The organism is Pseudomonadota bacterium (assembly GCA_022361155.1).
GTDB lineage: Bacteria > Myxococcota_A > Polyangia > Polyangiales > JAKSBK01 > JAKSBK01.
The window spans coordinates 16,602-37,417 of record JAKSBK010000276.1; the positions used below are offsets into that span (position 1 = coordinate 16,602).

At 65.5% G+C, this 20,816-nt stretch carries 19 protein-coding genes; 7 read left to right on the forward strand and 12 right to left on the reverse strand.

Features of this window, described 5'->3' with window-relative positions; genetic code table 11:
- Positions 1-37: 37 nt before the first annotated feature.
- The 3 genes from MJD61_10525 to MJD61_10535 are packed head-to-tail and all read right to left on the reverse strand — an operon-like array spanning position 38 to position 2,308.
- Positions 38-682: a 5-formyltetrahydrofolate cyclo-ligase gene (locus MJD61_10525; GenBank protein ID MCG8555704.1), complete on the reverse strand. Its 645-nt coding sequence runs from the start codon at positions 680-682 to the stop codon at positions 38-40.
- Positions 675-2,090, reverse strand: coding sequence for a YihY family inner membrane protein (locus MJD61_10530; protein MCG8555705.1), 1,416 nt, complete (start codon positions 2,088-2,090; stop codon positions 675-677). The genes MJD61_10525 and MJD61_10530 overlap by 8 nt, the downstream gene beginning before the upstream one ends.
- The gene (locus MJD61_10535; GenBank protein MCG8555706.1) at positions 2,072-2,308 is read right to left on the reverse strand and encodes a hypothetical protein; all 237 of its coding nucleotides are present in this window, start codon (positions 2,306-2,308) and stop codon (positions 2,072-2,074) included. The genes MJD61_10530 and MJD61_10535 overlap by 19 nt, the downstream gene beginning before the upstream one ends.
- A gap of 327 nt (positions 2,309-2,635) precedes the next feature.
- On the opposite strand from MJD61_10535, the gene ggt reads away from it, so the two are divergent.
- Positions 2,636-4,354, forward strand: coding sequence for a gamma-glutamyltransferase (gene ggt / locus MJD61_10540; protein MCG8555707.1), 1,719 nt, complete (start codon positions 2,636-2,638; stop codon positions 4,352-4,354).
- 87 nt (positions 4,355-4,441) lie between these two features.
- Positions 4,442-4,666 carry a hypothetical protein gene (locus MJD61_10545; GenBank protein ID MCG8555708.1) on the forward strand — a complete coding sequence of 75 codons (225 nt, stop codon included), beginning with the start codon at positions 4,442-4,444 and terminating at the stop codon, positions 4,664-4,666.
- Positions 4,667-5,781: 1,115 nt separating this feature from the next.
- On the opposite strand, the gene MJD61_10550 is transcribed toward MJD61_10545, so the two are convergent.
- The 3 genes from MJD61_10550 to MJD61_10560 form a co-directional block, all read right to left on the reverse strand.
- A complete protein-coding gene (locus MJD61_10550; GenBank protein ID MCG8555709.1) occupies positions 5,782-6,279 on the reverse strand; it encodes a DUF2505 domain-containing protein in 498 nt (165 codons plus the stop codon).
- 15 nt (positions 6,280-6,294) lie between these two features.
- Positions 6,295-7,281 carry a Stp1/IreP family PP2C-type Ser/Thr phosphatase gene (locus tag MJD61_10555; protein ID MCG8555710.1) on the reverse strand — a complete coding sequence of 329 codons (987 nt, stop codon included), beginning with the start codon at positions 7,279-7,281 and terminating at the stop codon, positions 6,295-6,297.
- A gap of 285 nt (positions 7,282-7,566) precedes the next feature.
- Positions 7,567-9,756 carry a transglycosylase SLT domain-containing protein gene (locus MJD61_10560; protein ID MCG8555711.1) on the reverse strand — a complete coding sequence of 730 codons (2,190 nt, stop codon included), beginning with the start codon at positions 9,754-9,756 and terminating at the stop codon, positions 7,567-7,569.
- A gap of 242 nt (positions 9,757-9,998) precedes the next feature.
- Here MJD61_10560 and MJD61_10565 point away from each other — a divergent pair, with 242 nt between their 5' ends.
- The 5 genes from MJD61_10565 to MJD61_10585 all read left to right on the forward strand — a co-directional run bounded on the left by MJD61_10565 (position 9,999) and on the right by MJD61_10585 (position 16,071).
- Positions 9,999-10,466, forward strand: a complete 468-nt coding sequence (locus tag MJD61_10565) for a hypothetical protein (GenBank protein ID MCG8555712.1) — start codon at positions 9,999-10,001, stop codon at positions 10,464-10,466.
- Positions 10,467-10,650: 184 nt separating this feature from the next.
- The gene (locus tag MJD61_10570) at positions 10,651-11,610 is read left to right on the forward strand and encodes an ABC transporter permease (protein MCG8555713.1); all 960 of its coding nucleotides are present in this window, start codon (positions 10,651-10,653) and stop codon (positions 11,608-11,610) included.
- Positions 11,607-12,479, forward strand: coding sequence for an ABC transporter permease (locus MJD61_10575; GenBank protein ID MCG8555714.1), 873 nt, complete (start codon positions 11,607-11,609; stop codon positions 12,477-12,479). The genes MJD61_10570 and MJD61_10575 overlap by 4 nt, the downstream gene beginning before the upstream one ends.
- Positions 12,480-13,244: 765 nt before the next feature.
- Positions 13,245-14,210, forward strand: coding sequence for a hypothetical protein (locus MJD61_10580; GenBank protein ID MCG8555715.1), 966 nt, complete (start codon positions 13,245-13,247; stop codon positions 14,208-14,210).
- A gap of 553 nt (positions 14,211-14,763) precedes the next feature.
- Positions 14,764-16,071 carry a glycoside hydrolase family 5 protein gene (locus MJD61_10585; GenBank protein MCG8555716.1) on the forward strand — a complete coding sequence of 436 codons (1,308 nt, stop codon included), beginning with the start codon at positions 14,764-14,766 and terminating at the stop codon, positions 16,069-16,071.
- Between the two features lie 40 nt (positions 16,072-16,111).
- Here the strand turns inward: MJD61_10585 and hcp are convergent, their stop codons facing one another.
- The 6 genes from hcp to rpsM all read right to left on the reverse strand — a co-directional run.
- Entirely contained in the window at positions 16,112-17,413 is a 1,302-nt protein-coding gene (hcp, locus tag MJD61_10590) for a hydroxylamine reductase (protein ID MCG8555717.1), read from the reverse strand.
- A gap of 393 nt (positions 17,414-17,806) precedes the next feature.
- A complete protein-coding gene (gene rplQ, locus MJD61_10595) occupies positions 17,807-18,286 on the reverse strand; it encodes a 50S ribosomal protein L17 (protein ID MCG8555718.1) in 480 nt (159 codons plus the stop codon).
- A gap of 43 nt (positions 18,287-18,329) precedes the next feature.
- A complete protein-coding gene (locus tag MJD61_10600) occupies positions 18,330-19,355 on the reverse strand; it encodes a DNA-directed RNA polymerase subunit alpha (GenBank protein ID MCG8555719.1) in 1,026 nt (341 codons plus the stop codon).
- A gap of 43 nt (positions 19,356-19,398) precedes the next feature.
- The gene (rpsD, locus tag MJD61_10605) at positions 19,399-20,025 is read right to left on the reverse strand and encodes a 30S ribosomal protein S4 (GenBank protein ID MCG8555720.1); all 627 of its coding nucleotides are present in this window, start codon (positions 20,023-20,025) and stop codon (positions 19,399-19,401) included.
- Between the two features lie 24 nt (positions 20,026-20,049).
- Positions 20,050-20,445, reverse strand: a complete 396-nt coding sequence (gene rpsK / locus MJD61_10610) for a 30S ribosomal protein S11 (protein MCG8555721.1) — start codon at positions 20,443-20,445, stop codon at positions 20,050-20,052.
- A 26-nt stretch (positions 20,446-20,471) separates the two neighbouring features.
- A partial coding sequence (gene rpsM / locus MJD61_10615; GenBank protein ID MCG8555722.1) for a 30S ribosomal protein S13 occupies positions 20,472-20,816 on the reverse strand: 345 nt, incomplete at its 5' end.

Here is a 20,816-nt window from a genome sequence, read left to right on the forward strand (position 1 = left end):
CCCAGAGCTGACCGAGCTCTACCTATTTGGACGGGTCCTAGGACGTGCCCGCGATGATTCTCGTCTCGGTATCCGTAACCACGATGCTTACGGGCCGATCGTGCGCCTCCCTGGGTACCTCCGCGATCAGCTGGAAAGCGTAAGCTAGTGCCACCGTGGTCGCGTCCGGAAGCTGGGCCAAGAGCCGATCGTAAAACCCCTTGCCGTAACCGATACGGTAGCCCCAGGGGTCCACGGCCAAGGCTGGCACGAGCACCAGCTCGATCCGACAAGCTTCGATCCTGGGAGCGCTGCTTGCGGGTTGACGTGTCGACCACGGGCCGGGCTCAAGGGCTTCACCCCGTTTCCACGTTCGCACGCTCAGCTCGCCCTCCTGCTCGATGCGAGGCAAGCCCACGGTCTTGCCTGCGGCCAGCGCATCCTCCAGCACGGCAGACGGATCGGCCTCGCGCAGCACGGGCGCGTATCCGACCACCGTGCCGGCCTGCGCGCAGGCCGACAGCTTCATGACGCGATCACAGATGACTGCCGAGCGTGCGCTTACAGCTTGTTTGGGGAGCGCATCCCGAATGGCGCGCATGCTCTTGCGTAATTGTGCTTTGACCTGCCCGGCGATGGCACGCATCTCCTCTTCGCCCACAGGGGGTGGTCTCCCTTCGGAGTCAGGCTCAGGCTCAGTCATGTGCCGACGACGACCCGCTAACCGCCGGCGGGTCAGCAACCGCTTGCGAACTGGCACCGGATCGCGCGGGGACCCTAGGCGGGTGCTCCCTGGGTGGCTCGCCGTTGCCCGCGCCGCTGGCGACATCGCGCGGGCCGGGCGTTTCCTGCTCGAGGCGTGCAGCAAGCTGCCTTGCCGAAACGTCCATGCTGCCTTCGGTCATGCGCTGCCGCAGCTGCTTGAGCAGCGGCCAGGTGCCGGCGCGGTCGTGTTCCGGTCGCCAAGGCCCACCGGGTGCCTGCCGGAGCGCTTCGAGGATCTGGGAGACGCGGATGGTATCGATGTCACGTGCCGGCACGTAAGTCCGCGCTTGCCCGGCGCGTTCGGAGCGGGCCAACAGGCCCCTGGCGGCAAGCGCTTCCAGCACGTCCTCGGTGAGCTGCTTTGGCAGGCTTTGCTCGCTGGCGAGCCTCTCGGTCGTCGGCATGGGTCGGCCGTTCACGTACGCGTCGGTCAGACGTGCGAACGCATGCAGGGCGAGGTGCTCGCGCAGTGCGAAAGGTGGGTCGTGCGGCTCGAGGTTCCAGTCGTAACGAGCTGGATCTGCGTGCGCAGCCGCGACCTCGGCCCCCAACAACACGGCAAGCCAGCTGAGAAACACCCACAGCAGGAACAGCGGGATCGCCGCGAATCCGGAGTACAGCGCATTGTATCGCAGCACACCGACCTGTGCGTAGACCCGCAACAGGAACGCGGCGTAGCCGATGGTCCCCGAAACCAACCCTCCCAAGACCGCCGCGGGCAACGGCACGCGGGCATTGGGCATTACAAGATATAGAAACGTCAGACCCGCAGCCGCGATCAGGACGGACACGACTTCCAGCGCAGTACTGAAGGCGGGATCAAGAAGTCCGGCCCCCGCCAGCAGGATCGTGGCGGATACGACGCACATGGGTGTGATGAAGAGGATGGCCGCGTAGTCGACCAGCGTGCGGCTGAGGCTGCGGGACCGGCGGACACTGAGAATGTGGTTGAGCGAACGCTCCACGGCTCGCAGAAGCGCCCACACCACATAGAGCAGGGTCACCAGTCCGACGATTCCCAAGCTGGCCAGATTGGCCTTTTCCACCAGCTCGAGCACCATGATGAAGGCGTCGCGCAACGTGGCCAGGTGCCTGCCCGACTCGTCGGTCGCGGGCTCGAAGGTGTGGGTCAGCCAGGGTTGCACGACATCGCGGCTGAAATGGTCGTATCCGCCAAGCCCCTTCATCGTCGCCACCGCGAGCGCCAGCAGGGGCACGAGGGCGAGCACGCTGTCAAAGGACAGTGCCGACGCGTGCGTCAGCACGTCGTGTCGGACAAAGCCCCTTGGAGCGGCGCGCAAGGCCCGCCATAGCTTCCGAGCCCAGTTTACGCTGCGCCAGTCCATACGAAGTCCACTCGGCTCCCGTCGGTGCTCCGCGCCGCCGTCCCCTGTGTGACCGAGCTTGCGTCCGCACCGCAGCGCTCGCAAGAACGCAGTACGAACTCCTGTAGCCCCCCGGTCGCTTCGGGACTCTTGCAGGGGGAGCCCGGGGCGCGTAGCGCGCGCTCTTGGCCTGGATCCGACACGTACACCAGGGTACCGCGCGCGCGCATTTCGTGCATCTTCTCTGATCCCTGTGAGCCAGCCAAGCTGCACGCCGGCGCAGAAGCAGGGGACAGCGGCGGCTATCTCGCCGAGACCGATCGAGACCGGCCGCGCAGGGTGGACGCGATCGCCGGAGCGCTCCGGATGGAAAACCGCCTGCAATCGAGCCGGCCGCGTGTCACAATGCGCCCGGTCATCGCAATGCGGCTGGATATCGCAATGCGGCTGGATATCGCAATGCGCCCGAAACCGGCTGGCGCCCTATGGCGGTAGTGTTGGGACCCCATACCTTGGATGCGCGCTCTCGCCGCCGGTTCGCGTCGTGTTCGACGAGCAGAACCCTCATGGGCAGCCACAGGCGGCCGGCGATCGCGGTCGCGTGCGTCTTGGCAGCGGGCTCACTCGCCGCGGCGGCAGCACCGCTCGAGCACAGCGGGCAGTACGAGCGCTACGCCGTGGCCTCCGACGAGGCCCAGGCTTCGCGTATCGGCGCTTCGATCTTGCGGCAGGGCGGCAGCGCGGCGGATGCGGCCGTCGCGACCATGCTGGCGCTCGGGGTGACGATGCCCGCCTCGAGCGGCTTGGGTGGCGGCGGCTTTGCCCTCTATTACGAGGCTGCCCGGGACGAGCTCACGTTTCTCGATTTCCGGGAGCGCGCCCCGTTCGGGGCTACGCCCGCGATGTTCACCGAAGCCGAGGCGCGCGGGCTCGAGCATCCCTCTAGGGTCGGGGGGCTCGCGAGCGGCATTCCGGGCGAGCCTGCGGGGATCGCTGAGCTGCTCAAGCGTTTCGGCAAGCTGCCCCGAAGGCGCGTGACCGAACCGGCGGCCCGCTTGGCCGAGCGAGGCATCCAGGTGTCGCCCTACGTGGCGCGCCTGAGCGGTTTCGCGGGCGCCGAGCTCGTTCGTGACCCGCTGGCGCGCCGCTGGTTTGCCCCCGGCAAGAAGACCCTCGAGCCTGGGCGCCGGCTGCGGCGGCCCGCGTTGGCAAAGACCATTCGCAGCCTCGGCAAATGGGGTGCGAGACCCTTCTATCGCGGCCCGATCGCACGAGCGATCGTGCGTGCCAACCGCAAGGCAGGGGGTATCTTCACCCGCAAGGATCTGGCCGATTATCGCGTGGTGCACCGAAGCCCGCTCGAGGCGAGCCACTTCGGATTTCGTTGGGTCACGGCGCCGCCACCCAGCGCAGGGGGCTACACCTTGCTTGCGAGCCTCGCGTTGCTTGAACGCTGGCTGCCACAGCCCGACAAGGCTACAGAAGCCGAGCTGCAGCACGCTCTGGTCGAGTCGTTCAAGGGGCCTTTCCTGGATCGCTCGCGCTACTTCGGGGATCCCGACCACGTGAAGGTGCCGCTCGGCGAGCTTCGCGCCGAAGCGCACGTGTCCCGGCGTGCACAGCTCTTTCGTGCCCGGCAGAGTCGGCCGGCCAGCGACTACGCCTCGCCCGTGCGGCGGCGCTCCAGCCAGCCGACCCTCGCATCCGAGGGCGGCGGCACCACGCATCTGTGCGTGGTTGACGCGCAAGGCAACGTGGCCGCGGTCACCACCACCATCAATCTGCCGTTTGGGGCGCGCTACACGGCTGCGGGGATGATCATGAACGACGAGCTCGACGACTTCGCACGTGCCGTGGGGGCCCGCAACGCGTTCGAGCTCGAGGGTGGCGCGCCGAACTTGCCCGGGCCAGGACACCGGCCCGTGTCCACGATGACTCCCACGATCGCGTTCGGCAAGGAGGGGCCGGCGCTCTGCATCGGGGCCGCGGGAGGCAGCCGGATCGTGACCGGCGTCGCCCAAACGGCTTTTCGGGTGCTCGTACGCAACGAACCGGTGGCGAGCGCCGTTGCGCGCCCACGGATCCACCATCAGGGCTCCCCGGATGTGCTGCGCTACGAGGAGCAGCTCGACCCCGAGGTCGTCAAGCAGCTCGGCGAACGGGGCCACAAGCTAGAGGCAGGCCGCTGGGCCGCCAAGGTCGCTCTGGTCCGCATCCGCACCGAGTCTCCCCGCCTGATCGCCGCCAGCGACCCTCGCAAAGGAGGCCGCCCGGCGGGCAGGTAGCCCGAACAGCTACGATATTCGCCGAGCGGAACCGGGTACTCGTCCTGTGGGCACTCGGCGATGTCGTCCCACCCTATCCACCGCAACATGTGCATCCCGCGCAACCACAGCTACGACAGGTGGGTGCCTTGGTGTTATCCCTACCTGGGGTCAGGACCGCCTCCACCGAATGCGACCGATCCCTGGTCTAACGCGCAGGCCGTGGGGATCCTTCCGGGCGGTTCGTTTCAGATTCCTAATCATCCCAACAGCTATGACTTCTTCTTTCACGACATGAACGACCTCGTGGGCAAGATCCATTCGCACTGGTAGGAGGCTCTTTTTGGTCAACTGGTTTTGAGGCCATCGGCGATGCCTGGGATGATCGGCAAGAGAGCGGGCCCGATGATGCTGGCGCTCTTCAGCGTCGGCGCCTGCCTGGGCGACGATGCAGGTCAGGATGCCGCCGGACCCTACTGCGTCTCCGCTCCCGGGCGTTCTGCTACGTCCTGCGTGATGGGCGAGATCTGCTTCACAAACCTCGCATGCGGGCCACCGACGCCTGCTGGCCTGCCGGGGCAGTGCCGTTACAGCAGGCTAGGATCCCCGGCCGCAGACGATAGGTGCCACAAGCTCTGCACCACCAACGTAGATTGTTTCGGAGATCAAATGTGCGAAGCTCACATGTTTACCGCACGGTGGGACGGCAGCCGGATCTACTGGATCTGTTGCCCGAGAGGTGGATGCAAGCTGAGCACGAAAATGAATGGACCTGCGTGATGGATGTGCAGCTAGGCGGATCGAGCCCCTGGTTTTGAGGCGATCGGCGATGCCTGGGATGATCGGCAAGAGAGCGGGCCTGATGATGCTGGCGCTCTTCAGCATCGGCGCCTGCCTGGGCGACGATGCAGGTCAGGATGCCGCCGGACCCTACTGCGTCTCCGCTCCCGGGCGTTCTGCTACGTCCTGCTCGAAGGATGAAATCTGTTTCACCACAGTTGCCTGCGCGCCGTCGTTCGGGCCGGTTGGTGGCCAGCCGCCATGCGGCCACGCTCCCGGTGGGGGACAATCGCCTGCAGCGGACGATAGATGCCACAAGTTATGTATGGCAGGTGCTGGCTGTCCGGGAGATCAAGTTTGTGAGGCCCATAAATTTACGTCATTCGGAGACGCGCTTGGAACCCACTGGATCTGTTGCCCGAAAGGCGGATGCAAGCCGAGCACGGAATGAATGGACCCGCGTGATGGATGTGCTGCAGCTAGCCGGATCGAGCCCCGGCGGATCACCGCCGGGCCTCAAGACTGACAGTTTTGCGAGGCTCGATCGCTACGCCTCCCCGCGATAGCACCCCGAAAAAGCGCAGCTTCGGCCCGCCGCCCAGGTGTCCGGCCCCCGGAGTCATTGACCGCCTCGGCCGATCGAGCCGGAGGCTGCTGATGGATGCGGGCTAAAGCCCCTTGTCCGCGATCCAGCGGTTGGTGAACTCGGCGCCTTTTTCGTAGAAGCGGCGGGTCTGTTGCTCGATGAAGCTCTCGATCATGCCGCCCACGAAGCGCACGTTGGCGCTGATCTCGATGGACGCGATACGCTCGACCTGCGCCTCGCCGCGCGGTTCGACCCACACCTCGCCCTGGGTCTTGACCTTGTCGGCGCCCGGGGCCTGCGCCGTGAAGCTGAACTTGCCCGTGGCCGGGTCGTAGACGCCGTCTTCGATGTAGCTCGTCACGTTGCCGAGCGCCTTCTGCACCGGTCCGGGGATCTTCGCTGGAGGGCTGTTGCGCGTCTTGCGCACGATGCTGCCGTCGGGCTTGCGTTCGAAGGCGAGCTGCGTCCAGTCGTCGAACTTCAGACGCTTGAACTGCTCGCGGTTGAACTCTTCATCGAAGAAGAGTTCCCAGAAGGTCGCCGGATTCGTGTTGAGGGTGTGTCGGATCGTGGTGTGCATGGCATGGGTTCCTGGTCACGAGCCCGGCGTGTCCTCGGTGCTCCTTGGGGGCTCGCTGGGTGGTTCATCTTGGTCGCCCTCGCGGCGTGCGGATTCGGGGGGGGTGGCGCCGCTCGGGTGCTCGGTCGGTTTGGCCCTGTGTTCGCGGCCGGTTTCGGCTCCAGCTGCTTCCGTCACGCGGACCAGCACGACCGTCACGTTGTCGTCGCCGCCCGCATCGTTGGCAAGCTTGACCAGCGCGTCTGCACAGCGCGCCATATCGCCCGCATGACCGTTACATACCTCGGCGATGTGCCGGTCCTCCACCTGGCCGCACAACCCGTCCGAGCACAACAGGTAGACGTCGCCCGGCTGGGCGATCTCTTTCGCCAGATCGACCGTGACGACGTCCTGCATGCCCAGCGCGCGCGTGATGACGTTCTTGGGCAGCAGGTCGGTAGCCTCCTTGGGCAGATTGGGCATCATGGCCAGGTAGTCGTTCACCAGCGAGTGATCCTCGGTCAGGCGAAGCAGGTCGCCATCGCGCAAGCGATAGGCTCGACTATCACCCACATGGGCCACGTACACCGCGCCGTTGTCCGCCGAGCACACGATGCCCACCACGGTCGTTCCCATGCCGTGCACGCTGCGGTCCGAGATCGAAGCGTTGAAGATCTGCTTGTTGGCCGTCATGATCGAGGCCTGCAGCCGGTTTTCCTCGGCGCTCAGCTTGGGGTCGAAGGGGAACGGCCAGGTGGCATCTTCGTTCTCGGTCGCCTCGAAGAACGACGCCATGGCGTCGGCAGCCATCTTGCTCGCGACGTCTCCCGCCTGGTGCCCGCCCATGCCGTCGGCCACCACAAAGAGGCCGTGCTTCTCCAGAATCAGGAAGCAGTCTTCGTTGTGCTCTCGCTGAAGCCCGACATCGGTACGCCCTACCGCGGTAACTTTCATCGGAATCGCCGCGCCGTCCTGGTCGAGCCGAGTGGCCGAGTCGAGCTGGGTAGTGGAGGATAAGACCACTGCTCAGGTTCCATTACGGCTACGTACATGTCAACCGAGCCACGTTGGGGGGCGAGCATAGCACGGACACTCGCGCCGCAGCCACACGCTCAAGCCGGGGGCCGGCGCGGCGCTGCTACGCGCTCAACATGCACAGGGGTCGAGACCACCGCGCCATCCCAACCCGAACCCATGTTCGGCACCAGTACCGCTTGCCCGGGATCGTGATCGATGGGCGTCGAGGGCTGGCGGTCGCCGGCAAGGCGGACTGGCCGGCTGCTGGTGCGGCTGCCCGCATGACGGGCGTCATCGGTTGCGGGCCCGAGGGCGCCACCCTTGGCGCGTGACGGTTGCAGGCACGAGCGACGGCCAGCGGCCCGGCTCGGCGAGGTAGCGGTAGCGCGCCCAGTGCGACACAACCCGTCGCACGTAGTTGCGGGTTTGGTCGATCGGTATCCGCTCGACGAACAAATCGGTGTCGAGCCTGCGAGCTCGCTTGAACCAGCCGCGCACGCGATGCGAGCCGGCGTTGTAGGCCGCGATGACCAGGACCGCCTGGCCTCGAAACTCGGCATGCAGCCGCGCGCATAGCTGGGCGCCGAGGCGGATATTGAAGGCGGGCTCGAACATGCGCTCGCGCTCGTAGGCGACACCCAGCGTCGCCGCTACCTTCTTGGCCGTCGCGGGAATCAACTGCAGCAGTCCGATCGCGTTGGCGTACGAGACCACCTCGGGCGCGAACCCGCTCTCCTGGCGCATGATCGCGTACAGCAGATCGGCCGGGAGGCGGTGGCGTCGCTCTGCAGCCACTACGTGCTGTTCGTAGGGTCGTGGATGCGCGGCTTGCCATACCCAGCGAGAGCGGCCTCGGGGAGGCTCCGAAAGGCCCTCTCGAGCGTGCGTCAGCACGAGCTCGAGGGGTCGCACCACCTCGCCGAGACGAGCGTAGGCCAGCACAAGCGCTTCGGTGTCGCGGCCCGGCGGGGCCCTGCGGCGCAAGGCGGCCTCCTGCGCTCTGAGCGCCCGTACCGCGTCGCTCGTGAGGCCCAGGTCGCGATAGAAGGCCGCGCCCCGGGGCAGCTCGGTCTCGCTCAAGGGGCTCGAGCTAGAGCTCGCCGACTTCGATTCCGGTGCCGCAACGGGTGAGCCGACGGCGCGGCCCAGCTGCTTGAGGCGCGCGCGAGCCAGGAGCGCATACCAGTGCAGCGGCTGCACGGTCAGGGCGCTCCGGAACGCCTCGATGGCTCCCCGGCGATCACCGCGCCGCTGCCGCGCCCTTGCCGACCAGTACAATCCTCGCGCCCGTACCAGCGCCCGTTTGGAGGTTCGCGCGTAGCGCTCGAACAGGCCGATCGCGCGCCGGTAGCGGCGAGCTTCGTAGGCCGCGAAGGCCAGTTGCCACAGGCCCTCGCGGGCAAGCTGGGAGGAGTGCTTTGCGCGCGGACCGGAGACGAAGCGCTGCATGGGGCGCAGCCTGGGAACGCGGGAGCGGAGAGCCAGCCAGGCGGCCAAGTACTCGGCGTGCGCGGCCCAGCGACTGTTGGGGTAGCGCCTGACGAGCCGGCGGTAGGCCGTCACGGCGGCCTGGTTCCGATCGCTGCGCGACAAGGCACGCGCCGCGTGAAACGCATCCCTGATTTCGAACGGGCCGCCGAGCCGCGCGGCGCGAGCCAGCACGCGGGCCGCCTGTCGATAATGCGCGCGAGTCCGGTACAGGGCCATGCCGCGCGTGTGCAACCAGCGGGCCAAATCCTGCCTGCTCGACGGAGGCGTCGCGGCATCCAGCTCGGACAGCGCCTGCCTCGGCCGAGCAAGCTCGAGCCAGCGCTGCGCGCGCTCGAGACGCTGCTCCCATCCGAATTCGAGCTTGGCACCCAGGCTCGTCAACTGGGATTCGATGGCGCCGGCGGCAGGGTGCTCGGGATTCGACGCAAGCAGGTTGCGCAGCTCGCCGATGCTCGCACCGGCTCGGCCTTGCCGCCACATGGCCTCGGCGACTGCGACGCGTGCCGCGACCGGATCCAGCCCGTGCTTGGAAGCCTCCATGAACGGCCGCAGCCGCTCGATCGCCGTCGCCGAGTAGCCGGTAGCGAGGGCACACTCGCCGCTCAACGCTCTCAGCATTGGATCCAGGTTCACGTGCTCGTCGAGCTCGGCACGCGCGAGCGCACATTGGCCCGTCCGAGCCAGCGCCCACGCCCGCCTGCGGCGTACATCGTCGCGCACGCGCGCAGGTAGCTGATCGAGCTCGGTCGGCAGGGTCTCGGCCACCGACTCGAACTTGCCCATGCCCTCCAGCAGGCGCGCCTTCAGATAGCGCGCGCGGGCTTCGAGCCGCACGCGCTCCGGTCCCGGAGGCGGAAAGCGCAGCAGCTCGAGCTCGGCAAACGCGCGCTCGTCGTGACCCTCACGCACAAGCTGCGCTACCGCCGCCAGCGGGTCGGCGGCCTGCGCCAGGGCACGCGGCATCGCGCCGATCAGAACGGTGCCGAGCACGCCGACTGCAACGCCTGTCGTTAGGGCTCGTAGCAAAATAGCCTGCCCACCTCACGGGCTCCAAACGCCGCTGGCGGTGCTGCTGCTGCTCGAAATACCACCAGTATTCCTCGTCGTCGCGCCTTTTCCTCCTCGAAGTATCCCCAATACTCCTCGCCGTCGCGCCTCGCCAGCGGCACCCAGCCCTGACCGCAACTCACCGCAACACACGAGTTGTTCTTCCGCGGGCCCTCACCGCAGGCATGCCATGGACAGCAGTGACGCTGGCATGTGCGAGGCGCATTGTCTATGCTGCGCGCGCCATGCGCGGCCTCGTGTGCATTGTATCGTTGGTCGGTTTCGTATGCGGCGCTTGCTCCAGCGAGATCGGCGACAGCTGTCAGGGCGACCTAGACTGCGACGTGCAGGCCAATCGGCGCTGCGTCAGAAACTGGCCAGGGGGTTACTGCTCCGTGCAGGGCTGCGAGCCCGGCTCCTGCAAGGCCTACGATGACTCGGTCTGCGTCACGTTCCGGCCCTGGCGACCGCGTCTGCAGAGCACCTGGTGCCTCAAGCGCTGCAAGAGCGACAACGACTGCCGGGACGAGTACATCTGCGCGACGCGACAAAGCGATCGGACCTACCTTTCAGGCGCCGCCGACACGCACGAGCACGATGGCAGGTTCTGCACCTACGACCCGAGCGCGCTGGCCGAGCCCAGCTCACCCTGAGGACCCGCCACACCATAACCTGCCCACCTCGCAGGCTCCAAACGCCGCTCGCTGTGTTGCTCCTGCTCGAAATACCCGCAGTACTCCTCGTCGTCGCGTCTTGCCAGCAACGCCTGGGCAGCCGCCTGGTGCCGATGCCGCGCCTCGCGACCAACAACCCGAAGGCTGATCCTGCAGGGAGCCCGTGGCCGTCGTGCCGCTAGGGCTGCCGAACGCGCTGCGCTATCTGCTCGTGCGCATCGGCCGGGCTGTTGCCACGGTCTTCGGGGTCGTCACGCTCGTGTTCTTGATGGTGCGGGCGATTCCAGGAGATCCTGTCGACGCTATCCTCGGCGATCAGGCAGCGCCCGAGGATCGTGCGGCGCTCCGGCGTGCCCTCGAGCTCGATCGTCCGGTTGCCGAGCAGTACCTGACCTTTGTCGGCCATGTGGCCGATGGAAGCTTGGGCTACTCGTTTCGAAAGCGCGGCCAGAGCGTCTCCGGCCTGATCGCGCAGGTGCTTCCGGCGACCCTGGTGCTTGCAGTCAGCGCCATGGCGGTGGCCTGGCTTATCGCCATCCCGCTGGGTGCGGTGGCCGCCCTGTACAAGGGTCGAAACCTCGACCGGGCAGCGTCCACCGTGGCGATGCTTGGGATCGCGATTCCCAACATCTGGCTCGGACCGCTGTTGGTGTTGCTCTTTGGGGTGCAGCTACGTTGGCTACCCTTGCCGGGCGATGACCCTGCCCGCATCGAAGCGTTGATCCTCCCGGCGTTCACGGTGGGTACGGCGCTCGCGGCGATTCTCATGCGCCAGACCCGTGCCTCGTTGCTCGAAGTGCTCGATCAACAGTACATCGTGGCCGCCTGGGCGCGTGGCCTATCGCCCGCCCGCGTGGTGTTCAAACATGCCTTACGCAACGCGCTGCTGCCCGTCATGACCGTGGGGGCGGCTCAATTCGGCGCCATCCTGTCAGGGACGGTGATCGCGGAGAAGATCTTCGAGCGGCCCGGCCTTGGATTGCTCTTCTTGGAAGGCTTCTTTGACCGGGACATCCCCCTGGTGCAGGGTTGCGTGTTGGTCATCGCGGTGATCTACGTAGCGGTCAACCTGCTCGTGGATCTCGCGTACGGCCTGGTCGATCCCAGGGTGCGCCTGTCATGAGGCGCGAGCATGCACCCGCCAGCGGGCGCGAGCACGCCCCCGGAGTGCGGGTCCCGGCCGGGGTCCTTGTGCCCGGGGTGCGGGTCCCGGTCGGGCTCCTCATCGTTGCGGTCTTCACGCTGGCGGCGCTTTTGGGGCCGTGGTGTGCGCCGTTCTCCCCGAGCCAGATCGACTTGCTTCACGAGTACCGGGGTCCCGGCGGGCCGCACTGGTTGGGCACGACCGATAACGGCGTGGACATCCTCAGTGTGCTGCTGCATGGGGCGCGTCTTGCCGGCGTTGTGGGGCTCTTGTCGGTTGGCGCCTCGGTATGCATCGGAACGCTGCTTGGAGCCTACGCCGGCTTGCGGGGAGGCCGGGTAGACCACGTCGTCACCGGGCTGGCCGACCTGGTCCAGGCCTTTCCCGCGATCGTGCTGAACATCGCGATCATGGCGCTGGTGGCGCAACCAGGGGTCGTTCACCTGGTCCTGGCGCTTTCCGCCAACGGTTGGGTGCTGTACGCGCGCGTGGTGCGTTCGCTGGCGTTGTCGCTGCGGGAGCGCGAGTTCGTGCTCGCGGCTCGTGCTCTTGGTGCGTCCGAGGCGCGTGTCTTGTTCCGGCACGTGCTGCCCAACGTGGCCGGGCCCCTGGTCGTGCAGGCCACCAGCGGTCTGGGAGCCGCCATCCTGGCCGAGTCGACCCTGTCCTTCCTCGGCCTGGGGCCGGGTAAGACGGCTTCGTGGGGCGCCTTGCTCGATCAAGGCAGCGCGGTGCTTCTGCGCTTTCCGCACGTGGCCCTGATCGCGGGAGGGACCATCGCCGTCACCGTGCTGGGCTTCAACCTGGCCGGGGACTGGCTGCGTGACCGCCTTGACCCCACGGGGTGACGCGCGGCCGGAGGTTCACGCAAGCGGTTCGCTGCAATTGCAGCAAAGGTGACCGGGCCCGAGCGGGCTGTCACACTCGCTGGAGCCCGCATCGGTCGCCAACTTCCGAGCGAGCCGCTGGACGGGTGGATCGGGTAGCCGGATCGGGCCTGTGGCTCCGAGTCGGCTGCACAGCAACGGTTGCGGCTGGAGGCTGGTGACCGATGCGGGCGCGATCGTCGCTGCGTAGTTGTCGGTCGCACCCGCCGGAGAGGCGACGGACGACCCATGTTGCCGGGAGTGGTTGCAGTTGTGGATACCAGAGTAGCCGCGCTCCTTAGGGCCCGTCCCAGAACAACTGGCCGAGACCGGCCGTGCCGGGTGGATGCGATTCGCCGGCGCGCCCGGAGGAAAAACCGTAATAATAGCAGCGCCATTGCGAGGACGAAAGCCGCGAGCGCGCCGCCCTGCACGGCCGCAACCGAGCGAGCTGTTCTTGGATGGGCCCTTAGCTTGGTCGCCGCCTCGAGCCTGGTCGCCCCGACCGCCTGTGCGCAGATTCCTCGGGACGGCCCGTGCGTCGATGCGGCGGCGGCCGCGTGGGGGCCGGGCTGCCGGGAGCCGGAGCCGTCGCGGGCCGACCCGCAATCACCCGGGCCCGATCCGACTGGCGAGGACGGGCTGCACAACCCGGGGCGGCGGCCGGTGCATCCGAAGGCTCCTTGTCGATCCAGGCACGCCAGCCCGGAAACTCGGCTCGAGCTTCCGGTCGGTTGTAGGCCGAGCTTGCCCCAGCGGCCCTGGCCCGGCAACGATTCGGGGTTTCTCGGAATGCCCGAGGAAGCGGTGCTGGATCGCCTGATCCAGGGCGAGGTGGCGAAAGTGCAGCCGGGTCGTGGAGGACGCAGCTTGGCGTTTCGGCTGACGCTCGAGGACGGAACCCAGGGCTACTTCAAGCCGGAGCAGAGCTTTTCCGGCGCCCTGTGGTTTGCCGAGGTGGCTGCTTACCATCTTGACCGCGCCCTCGGTCTGAGGCGCGTGCCGCCGGTGGTCACGCGCCGCCTGCCCTGGTCGCTGCTGCGCAGTGCCGCTGCGCGCAATCCCCATCGAGACGAAATCGTCATCGACGCCGAAGGCTACGTGCGCGGCGCGTTCATCTGGTGGCTGCCCCGGAAACTGGCGCGTTTGAATACGCCTCCCGAATGGGAACGTTGGTTGCGCATCCGGCCCTGGGGCTACTGGCACGTGACCCCTTACCAGCGGCCTCGGCTGTACGTCGAGGCGCTGCGGCGACGCAACAGGGGCATCTTGCCGCACAAGCCGCGCAGGCGGGCGCCTGAGCAGCCCGATCCGCCGGAGCGAGCCGCAGAGCTGTCCGACATGGCCGTGTTCGACTACCTGACGCTCAACATCGACCGTTGGGGGGGCAACAACGTCAACGTGCTCACCTACGGCCCGGAAGGTCCCCTGATCTTCCTCGACAACGCGGCCGGCTTTGCCAAGGGCCGCCAGCAAAACGGCTTGATGGAGGACCGCCTGCAGGTGGTGCAGCGCTTCCGTGCCCAGACGATCGAACGCGTGCGCAGTCTCGACCTGGCAGACCTCAAGGAACGACTCGAGCGCGAAGCCCACGGCCCGCTGCTCGACCAGCATCGCTGGCAGGGATTGCTGCAGCGGCGCACCGCGCTGCTCGAGCACGTGGCCGAGCTTGAAGAGGCTCACGGTAGTGCCGCGGTCTTGGCGTGGCCTTAGGGCCCGCAAGACGCCCCGACCACCCGGCCTCGGGGTTGCCACCGGCTGCCACCTGTATCACTCCGATCCAGACTGCCCGCTCCGCTCTGGCTGCTAGACTGCCATCAATGCCCAGCAGAGACTCCCTCCATGCCCTCGTCGATGACCTCGCCGAGCAAGAGCTTGTGGCAGCCAAACGCTACCTTCATATAGGTAACGCCTGGCGCCAACGGCCATCGCCGTATGAAAGCGTGCGCGGCGGGAACAGCGGCGGTTTTGCGAACGACAAACCCTTAGCGGTTGCGGCGGCAAGGTGAGTAAGATGAGGCATGTGTTCTTTTTGACTGGTCTCCTCGTATGCAATTCGACCTATGCTCAGATAAGTGTCGATGATTTCAATGGATTTAACTGGGCCGATCGGCGGGATAATTTCGTAGACGGTATAATTGAGGTGTCAGGGATGAACGGTGGCATTACTGACGTGGAAATCGACGCCCTCGCCGACCGCGTATGCAGTGCATTCAAAACGATAGGGCGCGGGAACACGGTAAGGTTCCCCGTAAACGCCGCGACCGTGTCGAACGTCTCATGGTGGACTAAGTACAAGCGCCTCATCGACAGGGTCATCGGTGTGCACGGCATGAAGGTCATCCTGGCCTATTGGGAGGCGAGCAACTCCAAGGACGGCCGCGTCGACAATTCCAATAACTGGAAGAAGATGTGGATGACGATCGACGCCGAATACGGCAACAATCCCATGGTCTACATGGAGCCCATGAACGAGCCGCACGGCTACAGTCGGAACGCTCTGCTTGATCTCTATCGGGACTTCCGGAGATTCATGACCAACCTCCCGGCCGAACGCACGATCTGTGACGGCACCGGGTACTCACAGAACGTTGCTGCGATCGGGGATGATCCGCGCGTGGCCGGCTGCCTGTTCAGTTTCCACCTGTACCACTGGTTCGGTTCCCAAACGGGTGAACAGGGCTGGACCGATAGGTTCAATCGGGGGGTCGGCAAATTCGCCTCGCGCACGATCGTGACTGAATGGGGATCGGAATGTACCCAGGGTCATGACTACAGCATGGCGAGCAGCGATAACAAGATCAGCTATATCCGGGCGATGTCAAGGAGGATCAACGAGCTGAAGATGGGGAGCGTCTATTGGCCCGGGATCCGTGACTACGACGATTGGTTCCGCATCTTCGATAGTAGTGCCAATCCCACTACGGTCACGAACCAGTCGATGCTGGAGCGGATTCATCTGTCGTTTGGTGACACGAGCAGCGCGGGCAGCGGTGGCTTCGGCGGCCATTCCGGGAGCGCGGGCGTTGGCGGGGGTGGTGTAGGCGGAGCCACCGGTGGCGCGGGACTGGGAGCTTCCGGGGTGGGGGGCGTGGCCGGCGTCACGGCGGCGGGCGGCGGACCTGCGGGGATGGGAAGCGCGGGAACAGCCGGTGGTGTGGCAGGCACGTTGGGCATGGCGGGCGTCGGGGGAGTAGCTGGGCTCGCCGGGGCAGCGGCCGGAACAGCCGGTGGTGCGGGTGCGGCCGGTAGCGACGCAGGCCTGCCGGCAGCAGGCGGTGCTGTGGCGCCGGACCCGGCTCCCCGCGCGAGCGCGGCGATACCTCAGGAGCAGGGTTGCGGTTGCAGCGTCCCGGGTGGAAGGGGCAGGAAGCCAGGGTGGCAGGCCTGGCTGCTTGCCGCGCTCGGTGCAGCGCTTGTGGTGCGGCGGCGGCGGAAACCGAAAGAAGTAAGAACAGGACGGCCGTTTTTGGGGATTGGCGGCGTCGCTTCGCTCAGGCGGCCCGCCTCCGCAATCGGACCTCGGCCTCCGCATCGGCCCTCGCCTTCGGCCTCGGGCTCGCTCCGACGATAACACCCCCGGGGACTACGGCCCGCGGTTCGTGCGTATCAGCTCACGACAGGCTCTGGGGCTGCACCACGTCGAGATGCCCCTGGCCGTTGCAGCGTGTGAAGCGCAGCCCGTAACGCTGCTCGAGCGTCGTGCGCATGGCGGGGGTGAGAAACCCAGGAGGCTTGGGACCCAACTGGATACCCTTGACACCCAGACTGAGCAGGGTGAGCAGCACGGCCACGGCTTTCTGTTCGAACCAGCTGACAACAAGCTCGAGGGGCAGGTCGTTGACCGAACACTCGAACGCCCGGGCAAGGGCGCTCGCCACGCGGAGCGCCCCATAGGCATCGTTGCACTGCCCCATGTCGAGCAGCCTTGGTAGTCCCAGCAGCGTGCCGTAGTCGTAGCCTCTCAAACGGTACTTGCCGCAGCCTAGTGTAAGAATGAAGGTGTCTTTGGGCGTGCTCTGAGCGAAGTCGCTGAAATAGTTGCGGCCCCGCTCTGCGCCATCGCAGCCACCGATCAAGAAGAACTTGCTGACCTGACCCTGCTTGACCGCGTCGATCAGCGCGTCGAGCTTGCCCGCCAACACGGAATGGTGAAACCCGATGGTCGAGCGTCCTGCAGCAACCTCCGGCAACGGGTCGCATTCGCGAGCTTTGTCGATCACCTGCGAGTAGTCGTCTTTCGGCAACAAGGTCGCACCCGGCACTGCGGTCACACCGGTGGTAAAGAGCCGCTCGGCGTAGGACTCTCTGGGGATCAAAACGCAGTTCGTGGTTGCCACGATGGGGCCGCCAAAGCTCGCGAATTCCCACTTCTGCTCTTGCCAGGCTCCGCCAAAATGCCCGGCCAGATTGGGATGCCCCTCGAGTGCCGGATACATGTGGGCCGGCAGCATTTCGCCGTGGGTATAGACCTTGATGTCCGTACCTTCGATCTGATGCAAAAGCACATTGAGATCGTACAGGTCGTGGCCGGTGACGAGCACGCCAGGCCCCGCTTCGGTGCCTTCCCGCACCTCGGTCGGCGCTGGAGCACCGAAGGCTGCTACGTGGGCGGCGTCCAGCATCTCCATGACGCTGTAATTGTGTCGGCCACATTCCAGGCACAGCGCGAACAGCGACTCGGGATCGAAGTTCACGTTCGTCATGGTTGCGAACAGCGCCCTTTCCAGGAAGGCCGCTACGCCCTCATCGTGTCGGCCGAGCTTGCGGGCGTGGTGGGCATAGGCGGCCATGCCTTTGGCCCCGTAGAGCAGCAGTTCCTGCAGGGCCTGCACCTCCTCGGTCTTGCCGCAGACACCTGGACTCGTAACACACCCGGTGCCGTGGGCCGTCTGCTCACACTGGTCACAAAACATCCGATGGATCCTTCCTGTAGGGAGCTTGTGGCGACGCCCGTCGAAAAGGCGAAAAAGATGCGCTGCAACGAGCCTTCGCCGTGCTTGCAAGCAAAGTTTGCGTCTGCCCTGGTCCGGCCACGCCGCGGTGTTGCATGCACCGATTGCGATAGGACCTCTTCATCAAAGAGCGCTGCGTCCAAAGCGTGCGTGACCCTGTTGAGCGCCGAAGCAAGACTCGGACCAAATGCACGCGGCGCGTGGATGGTCGTGGTCGCATGGGCGACCCGTTGCGCCGCGCAGCAACGGCCGTCCCGCTCAATGCCGCCGGCGGGTGCGGGCCAACCCAATCGGGCCCGCCAGGCTCGATTTCACGCGATCGCGCGCGGCCTTGTCATGGAGTGCGGGGCGTCCCTACTCCCCCGGAAGCAGCTCGATCCGAGCCACCGGCGCGTTGTCGCCACGCCGTGGGAGCTTCTTGGTGATCCGGGTATAGCCGCCACCTTTGCCCGACTGCACACGCTTCATATAGCGCGGTGCAATCTCGTGAAAGAGCTTGTGTATCAGGTCGGTTTCTTCGACGCCCCCGTCGGCCAACGTCCGCGTGCCGCGCCGCGGCAGAAACCGCGCGGCGTTTCGCTGCGCGTGCATGCGTCGCGCAACCGCCTTCTGCCGTCTCCCTTCGTCGAGCTTGCCCACGTCGACGTCCAGATCCTCACCCAGGCGGGTCGCATACGTGATCAAGCGCTCCGCCACCCGCCGCAATTCCTTGGCCTTGGCGTCCGTTGTGTCGATAGCCTCGTGCAGCACCAGGTTTCCCGCCAAGTTGCGCAGCATGGCTCGTCGATGACTGGTGTTACGACTGAATTTTCGACCTGCCTTGCGGTGTCTCATGCTGACCGTACCTATTGGCTAAGCGCCGTTTTCAAACCCCATTCTAATTCGCGTTTTGCTGTTGCTTCCAGCGCTCCAGCATCTGCGGCCAATTGTCGATACGCATGCCCAGCTGCAGCCCCATGTCTGCCAAGATTTCTTTGATTTCCTTGAGCGATTTGCGACCAAAATTCTTGGTCTTGAGCATTTCAGCTTCCGAGCGTTGAACCAGCTCCCCGATCAAGTGAATGCTGGCGTTCTGCAGGCAATTGGCGGAACGTACGGAAAGCTCGAGCTCCTCGACAGTACGAAACAGATTCTCATTGAGCGGATCCTCTTGCGGCTGGTCGCGTGTGTCCGGTTCGGACTCTTCCTCGAAGTTGATGAACACGCTGACCTGATCCTTGATGATCTTGGCCGCATAGGCCAGCGCGTCGGCGCCTCGGACGGCTCCGTTGGTCCACAGCTCCAGCGTGAGCTTGTCGTAGTCGGTCATCTGACCGACGCGCGCGTTCGTCACGCTGTAGTTCACTTTGCGAATCGGCGAAAACAGGGCGTCGATGGCCACCGTTCCGATGGACATCGTCGCCGACTTGTTGCGTTCCGCCGGCACGTATCCGTGACCCGAGTTGATGGTCAGTTCGGCGGAAAAGCGCCCACCTCTCGCCACGGAACAGATGGCGAGCTCGGGATTGAGGATTTCCACCTGATCGGTGACCTGGATATCCGCCGCCGTAACCTGCGCAGGACCTTCGCAATCGATGTCGAGACGATAGGTCTTCGGCTGCTCGGTGCGAACCACCACCTGCTTGAGGTTGAGCACGATGTCCGTAACGTCTTCGGTGACATCCGGTACGGACGTGAACTCGTGTAGCGCGCCGTTGATCTTGACCGCCGTGATGGCCGCTCCCTGCAGCGAGGAGAGCAGCACCCGGCGCAACGCGTTACCGAGCGTCAAGCCGAACCCGCGCTCCAAAGGCTCGCAAGTGAATTTGCCATAGGTATCCGAAAGGGTTTCCGGATCTGGCTGAACCACTTTTGGTTTGATTAGCTCGCGCCAATTGCGCGCAATCGTGGAGGATGTCGGCATGGTTCTCCTCTAATCGGACTGATCCTAATGCTCGTGAGATGTGTTACCGCGAATAGAACTCAACGATGAGCTGCTCCTGAATGGGAAGTGTTATTTGCTCCCGGCTCGGAAGAGCCTTTACAGTAGCCGTCAGGTTCTCTCGGTCGACCGCTAGCCACTCGGGCGGCTCCCGGCGTCCCGCAACTTCGAACGCCTGCTCGATGCGCAGCTTCTTCTTGGATTTCTCACGCACCTCGATCGTGTCGCCGGGCTTCACCAAGAAGGAGGGAATGCTCACCGTACGCCCGTTGACCGCCACGTGTTTGTGGCGTACCAGCTGGCGGGCGTCGGTGCGCGTGGCTGCAATCCCGAAACGATAGACGGCGCTGTCCAGGCGCCGCTCCAGCAGTCTCAGGAGATTCTCTCCTGTGACCCCTTTGCTTCGATCAGCCAGTTCGAAGTAGCGGCGGAACTGACGTTCGAGCAGGCCGTAGATGCGGCGGACCTTCTGCTTCTCCCGCAGCCGCACCCCGTACTCCGTGAACTTGATGCGACGCTGCCCATGGGTGCCCGGGGGGTAGGGCCGGCGATCAAAGGAGCATTTGTCCGTGTAGCAGCGCTCCCCCTTGAGGAAGAGCTTGAGATTCTCACGCCTGCAGTGCTTGCAAACAGGGCCGATATAGCGTGCCATGGAGTCTGTCTCCTGAGATCTGCCTTAGACGCGACGTCGCTTGGGTGGACGGCAGCCGTTGTGAGGTATGGGCGTCACATCGCGAATAAGCGTGACCCTCATACCCGTGGCCTGGAGCGCTCGAAGCGCGGTTTCGCGACCCGCCCCCGGACCGTTGACGAAGATCGCGACCGTGCGAACGCCGTGGTCCTGGGCGCGTCGCGAAGCGTCCTCCGCTGCTAGCTGCGCCGCAAAGGGTGTGCTCTTTCGAGAGCCTTTGAAGCCGCGGGCACCAGCGCTGGACCAGGAAACCACATTGCCCCGCACGTCCGTAATCGTCACGATGGTATTGTTGAAAGTAGACTGGATGTGGGCGATTCCGGTCGGGATGTTCTTGCGGCTTTTCTTCTTGCCCTTGGTGCTCTTAGCGGCTTTTGCCATCTCGTCCTCCTGAACGCGTCGGCGGGCTACTTCCTTCGGGAGAGCACGCCACGCTTTGGTCCCTTGCGGGTTCTGGCGTTGGTGTGCGTCCTCTGGCCCCGCGCCGGAAGTCCCCTGCGGTGCCTGAGGCCGCGATAGGACCCAAGATCCATGAGCCGCTTGATGCTCACTTGCACCTCGCGTCGCAGATCACCTTCGACCTTGTAGTTCGCGTCGATCGTCTCCCGGATGCGTCTGATCTCCGCGTCGCTCAGCTGCTCGGTGAGCTTGTCTTCTTGGATCTCGGCCTGGCCGCAGATCGCTTTGGCTCGAGCCTGGCCGATTCCGTAAATGTAGCGCAAGGAGATCACGATGTGCTTGCGAGCGGGGAT

Excerpts from the sequence above, each read along its gene's own strand:
- hcp (MCG8555717.1), bottom strand. The coding sequence starts at position 17,413 with ATGTTTTGTGACCAGTGTGAGCAGACGGCCCACGGCACCGGGTGTGTT.
- MJD61_10550 (MCG8555709.1), bottom strand. The coding sequence starts at position 6,279 with ATGCACACCACGATCCGACACACCCTCAACACGAATCCGGCGACCTTC.
- rpsK (MCG8555721.1), bottom strand. The coding sequence starts at position 20,445 with ATGGCAAAAGCCGCTAAGAGCACCAAGGGCAAGAAGAAAAGCCGCAAG.
- ggt (MCG8555707.1), top strand. The coding sequence starts at position 2,636 with ATGGGCAGCCACAGGCGGCCGGCGATCGCGGTCGCGTGCGTCTTGGCA.
- MJD61_10600 (MCG8555719.1), bottom strand. The coding sequence starts at position 19,355 with ATGCCGACATCCTCCACGATTGCGCGCAATTGGCGCGAGCTAATCAAA.
- MJD61_10525 (MCG8555704.1), bottom strand. The coding sequence starts at position 682 with ATGACTGAGCCTGAGCCTGACTCCGAAGGGAGACCACCCCCTGTGGGC.
- MJD61_10530 (MCG8555705.1), bottom strand. The coding sequence starts at position 2,090 with ATGGACTGGCGCAGCGTAAACTGGGCTCGGAAGCTATGGCGGGCCTTG.
- rplQ (MCG8555718.1), bottom strand. The coding sequence starts at position 18,286 with ATGAGACACCGCAAGGCAGGTCGAAAATTCAGTCGTAACACCAGTCAT.
- MJD61_10545 (MCG8555708.1), top strand. The coding sequence starts at position 4,442 with ATGTGCATCCCGCGCAACCACAGCTACGACAGGTGGGTGCCTTGGTGT.
- MJD61_10565 (MCG8555712.1), top strand. The coding sequence starts at position 9,999 with ATGCCATGGACAGCAGTGACGCTGGCATGTGCGAGGCGCATTGTCTAT.
- MJD61_10535 (MCG8555706.1), bottom strand. The coding sequence starts at position 2,308 with ATGCACGAAATGCGCGCGCGCGGTACCCTGGTGTACGTGTCGGATCCA.
- MJD61_10575 (MCG8555714.1), top strand. The coding sequence starts at position 11,607 with ATGAGGCGCGAGCATGCACCCGCCAGCGGGCGCGAGCACGCCCCCGGA.
- rpsD (MCG8555720.1), bottom strand. The coding sequence starts at position 20,025 with ATGGCACGCTATATCGGCCCTGTTTGCAAGCACTGCAGGCGTGAGAAT.